The sequence below is a fragment of the Streptomyces cylindrosporus genome (assembly GCF_022698165.1).
GTDB lineage: Bacteria > Actinomycetota > Actinomycetes > Streptomycetales > Streptomycetaceae > Streptomyces > Streptomyces cylindrosporus.
Genome location: NZ_JALDAY010000016.1, coordinates 158,787 through 175,999, shown reverse-complemented (window position 1 = coordinate 175,999; position 17,213 = coordinate 158,787). Strand labels below are relative to the sequence as shown.

The window sequence follows — 17,213 nt, the reverse complement described above, 5'->3', positions numbered from 1 at the left end:
CACATACCTCGTTCTGTGAAGAGAGGGATGGGGAGCGCCCCTTCAGGGCCGCGGCCCATTGGGCAACCGGTCACCCCTTGACCGCGCCGGTCAACATGCCCTTCTTGAAATGCCGCTGCACGAACGGCGACAGGACGGCCACCGGAAGCAGCGCCATCACCATGACCGCCATCTGCACCGCGAGCCCGGACAGTTGCCCCGTCCTGATCGCCTGCCCCAACCCCACCGGCGCCTCCTGCTTCTGCACCAGCTGGATCATGACGTTCTGCAGCGGCATCATGTCCTGGTTGTTCAGGTACAACGACGCGTTGAACCAGGCACTCCAGTACCCCACGGCGTAGAACAGCGTGATCACGGCAAGCACGGCACGCGACAGCGGCATCACGATCTGCCAGAGGATCCGGAAGTCCCCGGCCCCGTCGATCCGCGCGCTGTCGGTGAGTTCCGAGGAGATCCCCATGAAGAACCCGCGCAGCACAAGGATGTTGAACACGCTGATCGCACTGGGCAGGATCAGCGCCAGATAGCTGTCCGTCAGCCCGAGGGACTGCACGAGTAGATACGTCGGAATGAGCCCGGCGCTGAAGAACATGGTCGCCAGCAGCATCATCAGGATCCAGCGGTGTCCCAGCGTGCCGATCCGGGAGAGGCCGTAGGCGCACAGCACCGACACCGTCATCGAGAACACGGTGCCGACGAGGGTGACGAGGACGCTGATGATCGCGGCACGGGTGACCTGGCCGCCGCTGAGGAGTTCCTTGTAGGCGATGAAGGTGAGGCCCTTGGGCACCATCACCAGGCCACCGGCCTCGGTGATGGTCTTCTTGGACGAGAGGCTGGTGACGACCACGATCCACAGCGGGAAGAGGACCGCGAGGCAGGCGAAGGTCAGGGCTATGCCCTTGCCGGCCAGACCCGCCCTGGAGGGTGCCTCCTCCCAGGTCGGCCGGGGCGGGGCAGCCCACCGGGACGAGGACTTGCGCACCCGTTCGTCGACGACGGCGGTCACTTCTTGTACACCCCCTGCTCGCCCATGAGATGGGCCACCTTGTTCGCGGCGAGGACCAGACCGATGCTGACCACGCCCTTGACGAGTCCGGCGGCGGCCGCGTAGCCGAAGTCCTGGTTGCGGACGCCGTTCCACCAGACGAAGGTGTCGAGGACCTCCGCGGCGCCCGGTCCGACGGCATCGCGTTGCAGCAGGATCTGCTCGAAGCCGACGGTCAGCGCGTCGCCGACCCGCAGGACCAGCAGGAGCGCGACGACCGGGCGCAGTGCGGGCAGGGTGACGTGCCACATGCGGCGCCAGCGGCCCGCGCCGTCCATCGCGGCGGCCTCGTAGAGGTCCGGGCTGACCGAGGCCAGCGCGGCGAGGAAGACGATGATCCCCCAGCCGGCGTCCTTCCACACGCTCTGCGCGGTGACCAGCAGCTTGAAGATGGCCGGGTCGGTCATCAGATCGATGCCGTTGTGGCCGTGTTCGCGCAACTGCTGGGCGAGCATGCCGGCGCCGCCGAACATCTGCTGGAAGACGGCGATGACCAGCACCCAGGAGAAGAAGTGCGGCAGGTAGAGGACGGCCTGCGCGACGGCCCGCACCCGGGGTCTGACCACGCTGTTGATGAGCAGCGCGAGCAGGATCGGGATCGGGAAGAACAGCACCAGCTGGAGGAAGAACAGCACGAAGGTGTTCTGGACCGCGTCCCAGAAGGCCGAGTCCTGGAAGATCCGCTGGAAGTTCTCCAGGCCGACCCAGGGACTGTGCAGCATGGAGACGATGCCGTTGTCGCTGACGTAGGGGTCGTAGTCCTCGAAGGCGACGATGTTGCCCAGGATCGGCAGGTAGTTGAAGACCAGGATCAGCAGCAGCGCGGGCAGCGTCATCAGCAGCAGCACGCGGTCGCGTCTGAATCTCAGCCGGAGGCCGAGCTTTCCGGTCCGTTTCCGTGCACCGGTGGCACCGCCGGACGCCACCGGGGTCTTCGCCGGCTTCGTGTTGGCCTCGGCCCTGCTACGAGGCACCGTGCTGTGGGACACGGCCGTTCTCCTTGCCTCGGTACCGGGTCAGCTCGCCGCCGAGCCGTTCTCGTCGAGCAGTTGCTTGTACCAGTCGCGCAGCTTGTCCCCGCCCTGCTTCTTCCAGTCGGAGACCGCCTGCTGCATGTCGCTGATCTTCTTGTGACCGCGGGCGATGTCGTCCTCCAACTGCTCGAAGTCGTTGGAGAGGTTGGTGTAGCGGGCGGGCTCGGTGATCTGCAGGCCCCAGAAGGACGACTTCTTGGTGAAGGCGCCCATCCGCTGCTGCCACTCGACGCTCGCCTTGGTGACGTCCGGGAAGTCGGGGTGGGCGATGGTCGAAGCGGGGCTGGCGACCATGACGAAGGCGTTGACGACCTCGTTGTTGCCCTTGTCGTTCTTGACGGGCACGCCGTCCTTGATCGTGTAGTGGGTGCCTTCGACGCCGTAGTTGGTCATCATCCACTCCTTGGTGCCGTACGGCGCCGCGGTGACGTTGGCGACGGCCAGCACGTCACGGATGACCGACTCGGAGGCCTTCCGGTTGACGAAGGCGAAGATGCCGGCCGGTTCCGCGGCCCACAGGGTGGGGTCGTCACCGTCGTGGCCGAAGAGGTCCATGCCCCAGATCTTGAAGTCCGGGTTCTGGGCGGCCTGGGCGGCCTGCTGGCCGTACCAGTTGGAGATGTCGTTGTTCCAGATCAGGAACTCTCCGGCGCCGAACTTGCTGCCCGGGTCGGTGGCCTGGCTCTTGCCGAGCTTGAAGTCGGGATGGACGTAACCGGCGGCGAAGAGCTTGCGGGTCCACTCCAGGGCTTCGAGGTACTCCTCGGTCTCGACGCGGTAGACCAGCTTGCCGTCGACCTGGTTCCAGCCGAGCGCCTTCTCGGAGCCGGACAGCACACCGAAGATGTTGAACGCCGTCCACTTCATGTCACCGCACGCCCAGCGCTTCGCCCTGGCGTTGGTGATCTCCTTGCACAGTGCGGTGAACTCGTCGGCCGACTTGGGCAGTTGGTAGCCTGCCTTGTCGAAGAGGTCCTTGCGGTACAGCGGCACGATGTTGGTGACATAGGAGGCCGGCATCGGCAGACCGCGCAACTTGCCGCCGAAGATGGAGCGTTGCCAGGCGTCGGTCGGGATCGCGGCGAGGTTCGGGTACTCCTTGACCTTGTCGCCGGAGAGGTACGGTCCCAGGTCGGCGAACTTGCTGATGATGGCGCTGGGTATCTTGCCGCCCATGTTCCAGCCGGGGATGACCACCACGTCCGGTACGTCGCTGGAGGCGAGGACCGCGCCGAGCTTCTGGTCGTAGGTGTTGCCGTCCTGGTTCTGCCACTGGACGTCGACGCCGATCAGGCTGTTCATCGACGTGTAGTAGGGGTTGTCGCTCTTGGGCGGCGAGCCCCAGAACGGCGACATGATGGTGACCTTGCCGCCCTTGCCGAGCTTCTTGGGCACCGAGGTCTTCAGAGTGGTGACGTCGAGCTTGCTGGTGAACCCCATCGAGGAGCCGTTCTTGGACGGGATGTCCGGGGTCACCACATTGCTGGCCACATACGCCGGCAGCAGCTTCTTCGCGTTCTTGCCCGACGTCGTGCCGCCGCGCGAGTCGCTGTCCGAACTCCCACAGGCGGCGAGCAACGGCATCCCACCCGCCACCGCCACGCTGGCGACCGCGGTCGAGGCGAGGAAGCTTCTCCGGCTGGGTCCGGAGGAGCCGGAGGAAGCGGAAGCGGCGTTCGGCGTCATTGCGTCAACCCTTCGTGGCGCACCAGGACACCCGGCGGTGGCCGTCGGCTGCGGTGTCTCGAGTGGAACTGGCTGAGCTGAAGCGGTGCTCCGACCACTGCGGATGCATTCGACAGTCGAAGCGCTTCGATGTTGCTGCGAGGTTAAGTGAAGGCCAGAGGGTGCACAAGGGTCGATTCCAAGATTGATCCGAGGTGTCCACGAACCAGCCGCGCTCATATGCCGCTTGATATGTCGGCACGGCTTCGGAGTTGTTGCCCCGGGGTGTCTTGACACCCGGTGGTCAATCGAATGAGCATCGAAGCGCTTCGAAAGCGCCTGGCCGCTCCATCGCAAGGGGATCCCCAGTGACCGAACAGACGCCGCCCACGCCGCCGTTCCGCGATCCGCAACTGCCCTTCGCGAAGCGCATCGACGACCTGTTGGAGCGGCTGACCCTGGAGGAGAAGATCTCCTTCCTGCACCAGTACACGCCCGCCGTCGAGCGCCTCGGCGTCGACGCCTGGCGCACCGGTCAGGAGGCCCTGCACGGCGTGGCCTGGATGGGCCCGGCGACCGTGTTCCCGCAGGCCGTGGGCCTCGGCGCCACCTGGAACACGGATCTCGTACGCCGCGTCGGCGAGGCCGTCTCCAAGGAGGCCCGGGCGATGCGCGCCCGCGACGACCGTGTCGGCCTCAACGTCTGGTCGCCGACGGTCAACCTGCTGCGCCACCCGCTGTGGGGCCGCAACGAGGAGGGCTACTCCGAGGATCCGAAGCTGACGTCGGCGATTGCGACGGCGTACACCCGGGGCCTGCGCGGCGACCATCCGACGTACTGGCGCACGGCACCCGTCCTCAAGCACTGGCTGGCCCACAACAACGAGACGGACAGGGCGACTTCGTCGTCCTCGGTCCGCCCGCGGGTGCTGCACGAGTACGACCTGCGCGCCTTCCGCGAGACGGTCGAGGCGGGCGCGGTGGCCGGTGTGATGCCGGCGTACAACCTGGTCAACGGCCGCCCGAACCACGTGTCCCCGTATCTGCGCGAGCAGTTGCGCAGCTGGACCGACGAGGAGCTGCTGGTCTGCTCGGACGCGGGCGCGCCCTCCAACCTGGTCGACCACGAGCACTACTACGACACCCACGAGGAGGCCACCGCGGCCGCGCTCCTCGCCGGGGTCGACAGCTTCACCGACCACGGGACCGAGAGCGCGCAGATCGTCGGGCGCGTCCAAAGGGCGTACGAGGAAGGGCTGTTGACGGAGGCCGACATCGACACGGCCGTCCGCCGTCAGCTCTCCGTGCGCTTCCGGCTCGGCGAGTTCGACCCGCGCTACGACCCGTACGCCGGCACGCACGACTTCGACACCCCGGCGCACCGTGCGCTCGCGCTGGAGGCGGCCGAGCAGGCGATCGTCCTGCTCAAGAACGACGGTCTGCTCCCGCTCGCGCCTGACACCCGCGTGGCCGTCGTGGGCCTGCTGGCCGACGAGTGCAAACTCGACTGGTACAGCGGCACGTTGATCCACCGCTCGACCCCGCTGGAGGGCCTGTACGAGCGGTTCGGCGCGGAGCGCGTCGAGTTCGCGGAGGGCGTGGACCGCATCCGCCTGAAGACCTCGGCGGGCACCTTCCTCCAGGTCCCGGCCGTGGACGCGGACGACGAAGTACGCGGCGCCGAGGGCGCGTTGGACCCGGCCCTGCTCTCCGGCCGCACCGACCTGCCGCCGCTGACCACCGACCCGGCCGGCACCGAACTCGCCCTGATCGACTGGGGCGAGGGCGTCCTCACGCTGCGCGCGCCCGACGGCCGCTATCTCTCGGTGGCCGACGACGACTACGTACGCGCCTCCGCGGACCAGCCCGGCGGCTGGGTCGTTCAGGAGACGTTCCGCCTGGAACCCCATGCGAGCGGTCACCTCCTCAGGCACATCGGCACGGGTCGCCATGTGTGCGTCGCCGCGGACGGAGTGAAGGTTGCCGACGAGAATCCGGAAATCTTCGAGCTGGTCGTCGTCGAGCGCGGCGAGGAGGCGGTGCGGCGGGCCGCCGAGCAGGCGGACGTTGTCGTGGTCGTGGCGGGCAACGACCCGCACATCAACGGCCGGGAGACCGAGGACCGTACGACCCTGCGGCTGCCCGAGCACCAGGAGCGCCTGCTGCGCGCGGCCCGCGCCGCGAACCCGCGCACCGTCCTGACCTTGGTCTCGGCGTATCCGTACACGGTCCGCACGACGTCCCTCCCGGCGGTCCTGTGGACGGCGCACGGCGGCCAGGCGGCCGGTACCGCCCTCGCCCGGGTCCTGTCCGGCGACGTCTCCCCGGCCGGCCGGCTTCCACAGACCTGGTACGAGGACGACGGCGACCTGCCCGGCCTGCTCGACTACGACGTGATCGGCAGCCGCCAGACGTACCTGTACTTCGAGGGCACGCCACTGTTCCCGTTCGGACACGGCCTGTCGTACGCGAGCTTCTCCTATGCCGACCTGACGACCTCGGTGACCGGCGACGCGGTGCACGTCTCCTTCACGGTCACCAACACCGGGGACGTGTCGGCCGACGAGGTGGCCCAGCTCTACACCCGCGCCGTGGAGCCGACGGTGACCCGCCCGCGCCGCGAGCTGGTCGCCCACCGCAGAGTCACCCTCGCCCCGGGCGAGAAGGCCGACATCGCCTTCGAAGTCCCGCTCCGCGCCTTCGAGTTCTGGGACGTGGCACGCGGCGGACCGCGCCTGGAGCCGGGCCCGTACGACCTCCTGGCGGGCGCCTCCAGCGAGGACGTCCGCCTGCGGACGACGGTGGTTCTGGACGGCGAGCCGGGCGCCCCGCGTCCGGTCCTCCAACGGGGGCTCGACGCGGCCGACTTCGACGAGCAGAGCGGCGCGGCGATCGTCGACCGGACGAAGGTGGCGGGCGACGCGGTGACGCCGGAACCGAACCGGACGGCCGAACTGGTCTACCGCGACTGCGACTTGGGCGACGGCGTCACCGAGGTGAGGGTGTCGGTGGCGGGCGAGGGAGTGCTCGAACTCTCCTTGGACGGCGGCCCGGTCCTGGCCGTACTCAGCACAGAGACGGCAACCTCGGGCCCGTACGACTACACGACGCTCACCGCCGACATCGTCGCCGAGGGCGTGCACGACGTGCACATCAGACTGCGCGGCCCGCTGCGGCTCGCGCACGTCGGCTTCTCCGGTTGAGGGTCCGGACCAGGCCGACGAGGTGAAGGGGCCCGGCACCGGAAGGCATCGGTGCCGGGCCCCTTCCAAGAGGTTATCTGAAAACGATTGTCGTTACTAGAGAGCGAGTTACTAGAGGGCGAGGCCCGTCAGCACCAGCACCCGCTCGTACGTGTAGTCGTCCATCGCGAACTTCACGCCCTCGCGGCCGACACCGGACTGCTTGGCGCCGCCGTACGGCATCTGGTCCGCGCGGTAGGAGGGGACGTCACCGATGACGACGCCGCCGACCTCGAGCGCGCGGTGGGCGCGGAAGGCGACCTGGAGGTCGTGGGTGAACACACCCGCCTGGAGGCCGTACTTGGAGGAGTTGACAGCGGCGAAGGCCTCCACCTCCCCGTCCACCTTCTGCACGGTGAGGACGGGCCCGAAGACCTCCTCGCAGGAGATCGTCGTGTCGGCCGGTACGTCGGTGAGGACGGTCGGCGCGTAGGAGGCGCCGTCGCGGTCGCCACCGGTGAGCAGCGTCGCCCCGGCCTCCACGGCCTCCTTGACCCAGGACTCGACGCGCTTGGCCGCGTCCTCGCTCACCAGCGGGCCGACGTCCGTCTTGTCGTCGGCCGGGTCGCCGGTGACCTGGGCCTCGACGGCGGCGACGATGCGCGGGAGCAGCCGGTCGTACACGGACGCGTCGGCGATGACCCGCTGCACGGAGATGCAGGACTGGCCGCCCTGGTAGTTGGAGAAGGTGGCGATGCGGGTGGCGGCCCAGTCCAGGTCGGCGTCGGAGGCGTAGTCGCCGAGGACGACGGCGGCGCCGTTGCCGCCCAGCTCCAGGGTGCAGTGCTTGCGCGGCACCGAGTCCATGATCGCGTAACCGACCTTCTCGGAACCGGTGAAGGAGATGACCGGCAGGCGCTCGTCCTGGACGAGGGCGGGCATCTTGTCGTTGGCGACCGGGAGGATGCTCCAGGAGCCGGCCGGCAGCTCGGTCTCGGCGAGCAGGTCGCCGATGATCAGGCCGGAGAGCGGGGTGGCGGGGGCCGGCTTGAGGATGATCGGCGCACCGGCCGCGATCGCCGGGGCGACCTTGTGGGCACAGAGGTTCAGCGGGAAGTTGAAGGGCGCGATGCCGAGGACGACGCCCTTCGGGAAGCGGCGGGTGAGGGCGAGCCGGCCCTGGCCGCCGAGGTCGGTGTCGAGACGCTGGGCCTCACCGCCGTTGAAGCGCCGGGCCTCTTCGGCGGCGAACCGGAACACGGAGACGGCACGGCCGACTTCCCCGCGCGCCCACTTGATGGGCTTGCCGTTCTCGGCGGAGATCAGCTGGGCGATCTCCTCGGTGCGCTCGACGAGACGCCGGCTGACGTGGTCGAGGGCGGCGGCACGCACATGGGCGGGCGTGGCGGCGAACTCGTCCCGCACGGCGTACGCGGCGGCGACGGCCTCCTCGACCTGCGCGTCCGTCGGCACACTCACCTTGCCGACGAGCCGCCCGTCCCAGGGCGAGGTGACGTCGAACGTGTCCTCGCCGGTGACCTGGCGGCCGGCGAGCCAGAAGGCGGTGGTGGAAGTCATGTGCGAGTCCCGGCCCTTCCCTGTTGGGGGCGATGTTGCTGGCTTTCGGGTCCACGGTAGGACGGGGTGGGGGTGGGGGTGTTTGGCCGGGGTGTAGTGGTGGGGGACATCTACGCGCCGGTTTGGCGATTTCAGCCCGTCCGGCGTTTGAGGACGAGGCCGCCCAGGCCGAAGCGGGGGTCTGGGGGCGGCAGCCCCCAGCGACGGCCCCACCAACGCCGGGTGCCTACTCCGCCGACGTCGCCTTCAGCGCCAGCCACAGCTCCATCCGCACATCCGGATCGTCCAGCGACCGTCCCAGGATCTCCTCCACCCGCCGCATCCGGTACCGCAGCGTATGCCGGTGCACCCCCAGATCCGCGGCCGCCGCGTCCCACTGCCCGTGCCGCGACAACCACGCCCTGAGCGAGGCCACCAGGTCCCCCCGCCCGGTCGCGTCGTGCTCGTACAGCGGTCGCAGCAACCCGTCCGCGAACGCCTTCACCGCGTCGTCGGCCAGCAACGGCACCACCGACCCCGCCGCCAGCTGCTCGTGCTCCACGAACACCCGCCCTCGCCGCCGAGCCACCGACAACGCCTGCTCGGCCTGCTTGTACCCCGCCGCCGCGGCGATCGGCCCGACCGGCGCGGACTCCCCGATCACCAGCTCGTCCTCGTCGGCACCGGTCTGCTCCCGCACCGCACCGCCCCGCGCGGCCTCCATCGCGCTCGCGTAGTCCGCGCAGGCGCCCACCGCCGCTCCCCCGTCCGCGGCCAGCACCACCAGCCGCATCCCTTCCCCGTCTCCCTCGGGTACGACCAGCACGGCCTCCCCCGCCCGCGCGGCCGCCGCCTCCACGGCCTCGGTCAGCCCGGCGAGCGGGTCGCCCTCCGCCCTGTCGGCCGGGTTCGTCTTCCCCGCGACCTCCAGATGCGCGTGCGAGTCCACGGACATCCGTGCCACCGGGGCCGACTCGGCGACGATCATCCGGAAGGGCGCGTCCAGCAGCCCCCCGTACAGATCCCCCGCCACGGCCCGGGCGTGGTCCGGCTCCCCGGCGAGCAGCATCCGCAGCACCGCCGCCCCGATCCGCTGCTCGGCCGCGTGCAGCGAACGCGACCGCTCGGTCGTGAGCGTCAGCAGCGCGATCGCCGAATGGACGGCGTAGCGCTCCGCCGTACCCGGCGCCGCGGCCGTGCCGACGGCGAGCGCGGCGCGCGGCCGTCGCCCGGTGCCGATGGAGTGGAGTTCGACGCGGTCCTCGTTCTCCGGTCCGCCGACCACGGAGGAGGCCGGTGCCGGCCGCTCGCGCAGCCGCTCCACGTCCGCCGTCAGCCGCGCGGCGCGCCGCCCCGCCCACTCCGGGGCGGTCGCGACGACGGCGCCCGAGGCGTCGTACAGCGCCGCCCATCCGTCGACCTGCGAGGCGAGCGCGGCGAGCAGCCCTTCCGGTCCCTCGGCCAGTGCCTGCCTGGTCAGCTCGCGCTGCGCGGCGAAGCCGGCCGTCACCGCGCGGTACTGGTCCGCCGCGATCGCCGCGGACACGGCCTTGCTGATGGCGAGGAAGGGAGTGCGCCGCGGCACTTCCAGCAGCGGCAGCCCCTCTTCCTTGGCCGCGTCGACGAGCGCCTTGGGGATCTCCTCGTAGTTCACCCCGACGGCGAACCCGAGCCCGACGACACCCGCCCCCACCAGCCGCTTCACGTACCGCCGCATCGCTTCCGGATCCTCCGCGTCCAGTTTCAGCGCGGTGACCAGCAGCAGCTCCCCGCCCTCCATGTACGGCACGGGGTCGGCGAGTTCGCTGACGTGCGCCCAGCGGACGGGCACGTCCAGGCGGTCCTCGCCCGCCCGCACGGTCAGCTTGAGCGCGGAATGATGGACGAGCGAGGCGAGCGTGGGTGGCATGGGGCCTTCAGGTCTGCGGGGATCGGGCGAACCTTGTGATCATTTGGCCGCCGTGTATGAACGGCTGATGCAGATTCTGCCTCACCGTACGACAGCCCGCCGTACCGAAGTCCAGACCCGGGCCCTATGCCCGCAGATCCACCAGCAGCGGCGGAGCGTGCTCCCCCTTCACACTGGTCAGGGACAGCACGGCGTGGCCCGGCGGGACGCCGTGCGCAAGCTCCGATGCCGACCACCGCTCCCGTTCCACCTGGCGCACGGTCACGGCGCGCGCGGTGGGCGCCTTGCCGGTGATCACCCGTCGCAGCATGTGTACGGCCTTGCCGGCCGGGGTCTCGGCGATGATCTGCCGGTCGGTGACGTCCCGCGCCTCGGTCCACTCCTTGCCCCATACCTCGGCGAAGTCCTGCCCGTCCCAGGGGGTGAGTCCCGACAGCGCCATCCGGCATCCGGTGGCCCCGAGCAGGGGCCCGCGCAGCGGCCGGGGCACATCGTCGAGCGTCCTCAGGGTCAGCACGGCCCCGGCGTTCGCCGACCGCAACCGCTGAATCCCCCGTACGGCCTCCGGAGTCACGACCCCGGTCGCGTCGTCCAGCACCAGACAGGCGAACAGCGACCGGTCCTCCCGCACCGCCACACTCGCCGTGAACTGCGCCAACACCAGCCGCGCAAGCATCCGCGAGGCATCGGCGTGCCCGCGCTCGGGCAGGTCGATCCGGACGCGGACGGGATGATCCAGCGCCTTGAGCGAGAAGGGCTTCGACTGCCCGGAGGTGTCGAAGAACCCGGCGAAGGCGGGCCGGTCGAGCAGGGCCACGCGGTCCGCGAGCACCGCCGCCACGTCACCCGGGTGCCCCGACTGCCGCTGCCGGGCGTCCAGTTCGCGCAGCAACGACTCCTGCCCGGAGCCCTCCAGCGCCGCCCGCAGCTCCGCCAGCGGCCCGGGTGCCCCGTCCAGCAGCTGCCGCAGCTCCGGCACGGAGGGGAAACGCCCGTGGACCGCCCGGAAGGGCCCGAGAAGCTGCGCCAGCACGGTCGTCGACCGCCGGCTGTCGCTGCCCGGGTGCGGATCGGCGAGGTCCCCGACCAGCGCCTCGGCGAGCACGGCCGCCGCCTCGTCGGGGTCGGCCGTGCCGCCGTACAGGTCCAGGTCGTAGACGGATTCCGGATTCCCGATCCGTACGACGACGTCGTACGCGTCGATCGGTCCGAGCCCGGCGCCCGCCGCGCCGACCACGACCACGGCGGCGCGTCCGGCGAGCGCGTGCAGGCACAGGGACTCGGCGAGCGGCCGGACGACCGTGCCGGTCTTGCCGGAGCCGGCCGGGCCGACCGCCAGCAGGGAGGTGCCGAGCAGGTCGGGGCCGAGGCCGAGGCCGGCGCCCCGGTACACGTACGGATTGCGGGGGTCGTCGGCGGTCGTGCCGAGCCGCACCTGGCCGGTGAGCAGGTCGTGCCGGGCCAGCCGGGCCGGGAGGTCGCGCTCGCCGGACGGATGCAGACAGGCGGCGGCTCCGTCCTTGAGTACGGCGCCGGTGAACGCGGCGAGGCTGTGCCGGCCACTGCGCACGCCCTGCCAGGCGCGGGCGATCCGAGCCAGGTCGACGTCCCGCATCAGCCCGGCCCGGGCCTCGGCCGCCAGCCGCTCGGCGGCGTCGACGGCTCCGGCGGCACGCAGCTGCGGCCACTCGGCGGGGTCCTGGTCGGGGGCGGGCGGACGCTCGGCGCGCGGCTTGACCTGACGCCAGGCGGGCGGGCCGTATCGACGCCAGATCTCGGACCAGCGGCCGAGCCTGCCGACGCCGATCATGATGACCAGGGCGATCAGCACGTAGTAGGCGTAGACGACCACGACCGACGCGAAGCTGTGCGGCTGGGCCCAGGAGTCCGGGATCATCGCGTAGAGCGGGAGCAGCCACCAGCCGCCGAGGTAGCCGTTCCACAACAGCGACCAGATCAGCCAGCCGACGAGGAACGCGATCACCGCGCCGCCGATCAGCTGCCGGGCCGGAATGAGCTCCGGCTCCTGCTCCGGCCGCGGCCGGTACCCGAACCGCCACACCCCCGGCAGCGCCTCCGGCCGCGGCGCCCGCAGCCACGCCAGGAACCCCGACCCGTCCGGCCGCGGCGGCACCCCCGGCGCCGCGGGCGGCCTGACCGGCATCGCCGGCACCTCCGGGGGCCCCGCCGGACGTGGCACGGGGTTCGCATGCGTACCCCGCGTGTCCCGCGTCCCGTCGCTGTCCATCGCCCTCGCCCCTTGACCAGCCGTTCCGTCCACCATCAGCGGTCAATCTAACGCCCCGGCATGGGGAGTTCACCGCTTACGTGGCCGCGCATCGCGATGGGCGCCATGTCCACCGCGGACAACCCGAATCCGCGACAACGCCCACATGGAGCATGCCCACCCCCCTCTCCCCGTCCTAGCCTGCGAGAAAAGAAGACAAGAGGCCGTAAACGGTTCTCCGGCCCTCCGGCTCTCCAGCCCGGCCGTCCGTAAGCCCGCAACACCCCCAGGAGCCCCGCATGAGCGCAATTCCGCAGGAGCGCCGCGTCGTCACCGCCATCCCCGGTCCGAAGTCGCAGGAGCTGCAGGCCCGCCGTACCGCCGCGGTCGCGCAGGGCGTGGGCTCCGTGCTGCCCGTGTTCACCGCGCGCGCGGGCGGCGGGATCATCGAGGACGTCGACGGGAACCGTCTGATCGACTTCGGTTCCGGTATCGCCGTGACCAGCGTCGGCGCCTCCGCCGAGGCCGTCGTACGCCGCGCGAGCGCCCAGCTCGCCGACTTCACCCACACCTGTTTCATGGTCACCCCGTACGAGGGGTACGTGGAGGTCGCGGAGGCGCTGGCCGAGCTGACCCCCGGTGACCACGCCAAGAAGTCCGCGCTGTTCAACTCCGGCGCCGAGGCCGTCGAGAACGCCGTCAAGATCGCGCGTGCCTACACCAAGCGGCAGGCCGTCGTCGTCTTCGACCACGGGTACCACGGGCGGACCAACCTCACCATGGCACTGACGGCGAAGAACATGCCGTACAAGCACGGCTTCGGGCCCTTCGCGCCCGAGGTCTACCGCGTCCCCGTCGCCTACGGCTACCGCTGGCCCACCGGCCCGGAGAACGCCGGCCCGGAGGCCGCCGCGCAGGCCATCGACCAGATCACCAAGCAGGTCGGCCCGGATAACGTCGCCGCGATCATCATCGAGCCGGTGCTCGGCGAGGGCGGCTTCATCGAGCCCGCCAAGGGCTTCCTGCCGGCCGTCCGGAAGTTCGCCGCCGACAACGGGATCGTCTTCGTCGCCGACGAGATCCAGAGTGGCTTCTGCCGGACCGGGCAGTGGTTCGCCTGTGAGGACGAGGGGATCGTCCCGGACCTCATCACCACCGCCAAGGGCATCGCCGGCGGTCTGCCCCTCGCCGCCGTCACCGGGCGCGCCGAGATCATGGACGCCGCCCACGCCGGCGGCCTCGGCGGCACCTACGGCGGCAACCCGGTCGCCTGCGCCGGTGCGCTCGGCGCCATCGAGACCATGAAGGAGCTCGACCTCAACGGGAAGGCGAAGGCGATCGAGGCCACCATGAAGGGCCGCCTCACCGCCATGGCCGAGAAGTTCGACATCATCGGCGATGTGCGCGGGCGCGGCGCGATGATCGCGATCGAGCTCGTCAAGGACCGGGCGACCAAGGAGCCGAACCCGGAGGCCACCGCGGCGCTGGCCAAGGCCTGCCACCAGGAGGGCCTGCTGGTCCTGACCTGTGGCACCTACGGCAACGTCCTCCGCTTCCTGCCCCCGCTGGTCATCGGCGACGACCTGCTCAACGAGGGCCTCGACATCATCGAGCAGGCCTTCGCACGGATCTGAGCCACCCGGAACCACACGGAATCCGCAGCTCACGCACAGGGTGCCGACCTCCTGCGCCCCACCCGTCCCAGCCCTCGCGAGCGCCGCGATTCCGGGGCTGGGGCGGTCGGCGTCAGGCCGTGTGAAGAACGTGTGCGAGGTGCATGACGGGACGCGATTCCGCCTGTTTTCCGGCCACCCCCTGCCGTAGGTTCTACCCAGATGAGAGATACACCCCGCCCACAGGGGACTGTGGGCGATCTCAGGCCGTGGCCTCCCCAGCTACGACCTGGTCGTGCCCTCGCGCACACACACGGAGCTTCCGGCTCCGGATCTCCTCACCGATCGGACAGTCGCCCGCCCCAAACCCCCCGGGACGGGCGTCGATCCGATCTGATCGGCCGCCTCGGAACTACCCCCCCTGTTCCGGGGCGGCCGGCCTCCTTCCTCCTTCTCGGGCTTCCCGCCCTCCTCTTCGCGCTGATCACCTGGCAGGTCGTCTCCGACGGCCTGCTTCTGCGCGTGGACGAGCGGGTCAGCCGGGCCCTCGTCCACCCGGACCGCTTCTCCGAACTCCTCGCCGACCTCGGCAACGTCCAAGTCGCGGTCCCGGTGCTCGCCGTCGTCCTCGTGTACGTCGCCTGGCGCGGCCGTGGCGCCGGGACGCCGCGCTGGTGGCTGCCGCCGCTCGCGGCCGCCGTCCTGATGGCGCTGGTCCCGGCGCTGATCGTGCCGCTCAAGGTGCTGGTCGACCGCCCGGGCACCCCGGCCGTGCCGCCGGGCACCGGCTACTACCCCTCCGGCCACACCGCGACGGCCTCGATCGCGTACGGCGCGGCGACCCTGCTCCTCCTCCCCTGGCTGAGCAGCGCCTACGCCCGGCGTGAGCTGGTGATCGCCTGCGCCGTCGTCAACCTCGCCGTGGGCTTCGGTCTCGTACGACGCGGCTACCACTGGCCGCTCGACGTGGTGGCCAGCTGGTGCCTGTGCACGGTGCTGCTGTGCTCGCTGTGGCTGCTTCTCCGCGAATCACGCAACCGATCACGATCGAACGCAAATCAACACCCTAACTAGGCATTACCCAAAAGAATCAACCCTCCGACTGCGCACCGGTTAACAGCGCGCGACCATGATCGGCCTAGCCCCCTCAATACATGCGATCATGAGGAATCATGTCAATCACCCCGCGCGGAATGTCGATCCAAGAAGCGTACAACCTTTACCGCAGCGAAAAGCTCACAGTTAACCGAAACTATCAGAGAAAGCTGGTATGGGGCGTCGACGAGAAAGCCCACCTCATCGACAGCATTCTGCGTGGATTCCCGATCCCACTATTCCTCTTGGCGGAGACATCCGATCAAAACTACGAAATAATTGATGGGATGCAACGCCTTGACGCCGTGTTTGGATTCATTGAGCAGCGATACGGACTTACCACTGAGAACGGAACGCCCAGATTCTTCGATCTGGCCGAATTTTCGAGAGCTCGCCAGTTATCGGAATCGGGCGCCTTCACGCGAGAGCCCAATAAGCCGGATTTGATAACGGCATCTCAATGCGCAGACCTCCTGGATTATCAACTTGCGGTGACCATCTTCAGCTCCAGCGAAGAAACACAAGTGACTGAAGTGTTTCGGCGCATTAACTCGGGTGGGCGCCAGTTGAGCGCGCAAGAAAAAAGGCAAGCCGGAGTTGTGAGCGAATTCGTCCGGCTACTGAGGCGCCTAGCCTCAGAATTTCGGTACGATGGATCGCCGGACGTACTCCCTCTCACGAAGATGCCTGTCGTATCTATCGACTCCGCTCGCGAGCGGCTGGGCTACGGGATCGCCGCGGAAGAGACTTTCTGGTGCAGTCTTGGAGTGTTGAGCACAAAGCAGCTCCAGCAGAGCGAGGACGAGCAACTGCTGGCCGACATCTGCATTTCAGCAGTACGCGGAAATACCTTCAGCGTCAGCTCCGACGTCCTGGACAAGTATTTCGACCTGGAGGCTGCGGAGAGTAAATCATTGGCTGCAGACCTTGCCGCGTACGGCACGGAAAAGTTGGCCGATGACGTCAAGGTCGTGCTCGGAGCCATGAAAACAATGGTGGACTCCACGAAACCTGATGTGGTGGGAGCGTTCCGCTCTCACGTCAGCACGAGTGGGTGGTCCTCGGCAAAGACGCCTTTCTACGCGGTGTTTATGGCCTTCTTCGATCTGATGATCCGAAGAGAAAAGCAGCTCACTGATCCCCACGGCGCTTTCGCCGCGATATATAGGGTGACCGGTAAGTTAACGCCCAGCAGGAACACCACGACTGAGGCGCAGCGCCAAGCGAACATAGATATTGTGCGAGGCCTCATCGATAAATACTTCACCGAGTCGCCCAGGGGCGCGTTGACTCACGGTCCGGCAATGGAGATAGAATTTCCAAACCTGATCAGACGAGCCCCCATCGAAAGCGCCAGATATGAGTTCAAACAGGGAATCGTCTCACTCGACAAGAGGCGTACGATCAACAGGGATCTCCTCAGGAAGCTACCCAAATTGATGTCGGCCATAGCCAACACGGGGCCAGAGGCAGACGGCTATGTCATTTTCGGAGTGGCCGATAATGAAGCCGCCGCTAAACGAATTTCCGAACTCGACTCAATAACGCCCGTACCGCTGGCTCGGCAAGTATTGTTCGGCATTGATCGAGAATGCCTCGTTCTGGGCATCGACATGGCATCCTACGTGCGTCATATCATTCAGGCTATACAGTCGTCCGCATTGGATGATCCCTTGAAGGGTGACATTCTCGCGAACATAGATACGATCTCTTATTCTGGGCGCTCCTACGTGGTGGCGAGGATACCGGCACAGCGAGATCTCTCCGGGTTTGAAGGCGAATACTATGTCCGCGACGGAGATGGGCTGCGGAAAATGACGACTGCGGAAGCATTGTCTGCAGCAAAAAGATTCAGCCGATAATTTGAATGTGATGCCCGACAC

At 68.7% G+C, this 17,213-nt stretch carries 10 protein-coding genes; 4 read left to right on the top strand and 6 right to left on the bottom strand.

Annotated features, from left to right (window positions below):
- Positions 1-70: 70 nt before the first annotated feature.
- From MQP27_RS42935 to MQP27_RS42925, 3 genes are read right to left on the bottom strand one after another with little or no spacing between them, the layout of a single operon-like run.
- On the bottom strand, positions 71-1,009 hold the full coding sequence (locus MQP27_RS42935) for a carbohydrate ABC transporter permease (protein ID WP_242775776.1): 939 nt from the start codon (positions 1,007-1,009) through the stop codon (positions 71-73).
- Positions 1,006-2,037, bottom strand: coding sequence for an ABC transporter permease (locus MQP27_RS42930; RefSeq protein ID WP_242775773.1), 1,032 nt, complete (start codon positions 2,035-2,037; stop codon positions 1,006-1,008). Before MQP27_RS42930 ends, MQP27_RS42935 begins: the two co-directional genes overlap by 4 nt.
- A gap of 27 nt (positions 2,038-2,064) precedes the next feature.
- The gene (locus MQP27_RS42925) at positions 2,065-3,768 is read right to left on the bottom strand and encodes an extracellular solute-binding protein (protein ID WP_242775770.1); all 1,704 of its coding nucleotides are present in this window, start codon (positions 3,766-3,768) and stop codon (positions 2,065-2,067) included.
- A 347-nt stretch (positions 3,769-4,115) separates the two neighbouring features.
- Here MQP27_RS42925 and MQP27_RS42920 point away from each other — a divergent pair, with 347 nt between their 5' ends.
- The gene (locus MQP27_RS42920; RefSeq protein ID WP_242775768.1) at positions 4,116-6,950 is read left to right on the top strand and encodes a glycoside hydrolase family 3 protein; all 2,835 of its coding nucleotides are present in this window, start codon (positions 4,116-4,118) and stop codon (positions 6,948-6,950) included.
- A gap of 111 nt (positions 6,951-7,061) precedes the next feature.
- Here MQP27_RS42920 and MQP27_RS42915 read toward each other — a convergent pair whose 3' ends face one another.
- The 3 genes from MQP27_RS42915 to MQP27_RS42905 all read right to left on the bottom strand — a co-directional run bounded on the left by MQP27_RS42915 (position 7,062) and on the right by MQP27_RS42905 (position 12,643).
- Positions 7,062-8,507, bottom strand: coding sequence for an aldehyde dehydrogenase family protein (locus MQP27_RS42915; RefSeq protein WP_242775766.1), 1,446 nt, complete (start codon positions 8,505-8,507; stop codon positions 7,062-7,064).
- A 226-nt stretch (positions 8,508-8,733) separates the two neighbouring features.
- A complete protein-coding gene (locus MQP27_RS42910; protein ID WP_242775765.1) occupies positions 8,734-10,395 on the bottom strand; it encodes a PucR family transcriptional regulator in 1,662 nt (553 codons plus the stop codon).
- Between the two features lie 124 nt (positions 10,396-10,519).
- Positions 10,520-12,643: an ATP-binding protein gene (locus MQP27_RS42905; RefSeq protein WP_242775763.1), complete on the bottom strand. Its 2,124-nt coding sequence runs from the start codon at positions 12,641-12,643 to the stop codon at positions 10,520-10,522.
- 278 nt (positions 12,644-12,921) lie between these two features.
- Here MQP27_RS42905 and gabT point away from each other — a divergent pair, with 278 nt between their 5' ends.
- From gabT to MQP27_RS42890, 3 genes are all read left to right on the top strand, one after another.
- Positions 12,922-14,256 (top strand): 4-aminobutyrate--2-oxoglutarate transaminase, encoded by a 1,335-nt coding sequence (gene gabT, locus MQP27_RS42900; protein WP_242775761.1) that lies wholly within the window; start codon positions 12,922-12,924, stop codon positions 14,254-14,256.
- Between the two features lie 231 nt (positions 14,257-14,487).
- Positions 14,488-15,309, top strand: coding sequence for a phosphatase PAP2 family protein (locus MQP27_RS42895; protein ID WP_242775759.1), 822 nt, complete (start codon positions 14,488-14,490; stop codon positions 15,307-15,309).
- 98 nt (positions 15,310-15,407) lie between these two features.
- Complete coding sequence (locus MQP27_RS42890; protein WP_242775757.1) at positions 15,408-17,192, top strand: GmrSD restriction endonuclease domain-containing protein; 1,785 nt, start codon at positions 15,408-15,410, stop codon at positions 17,190-17,192.
- Positions 17,193-17,213: the final 21 nt, after the last annotated feature.

Excerpts from the sequence above, each read along its gene's own strand:
- MQP27_RS42925 (WP_242775770.1), bottom strand. The coding sequence starts at position 3,768 with ATGACGCCGAACGCCGCTTCCGCTTCCTCCGGCTCCTCCGGACCCAGC.
- MQP27_RS42915 (WP_242775766.1), bottom strand. The coding sequence starts at position 8,507 with ATGACTTCCACCACCGCCTTCTGGCTCGCCGGCCGCCAGGTCACCGGC.
- MQP27_RS42910 (WP_242775765.1), bottom strand. The coding sequence starts at position 10,395 with ATGCCACCCACGCTCGCCTCGCTCGTCCATCATTCCGCGCTCAAGCTG.
- MQP27_RS42905 (WP_242775763.1), bottom strand. The coding sequence starts at position 12,643 with ATGGACAGCGACGGGACGCGGGACACGCGGGGTACGCATGCGAACCCC.
- gabT (WP_242775761.1), top strand. The coding sequence starts at position 12,922 with ATGAGCGCAATTCCGCAGGAGCGCCGCGTCGTCACCGCCATCCCCGGT.
- MQP27_RS42890 (WP_242775757.1), top strand. The coding sequence starts at position 15,408 with ATGTCAATCACCCCGCGCGGAATGTCGATCCAAGAAGCGTACAACCTT.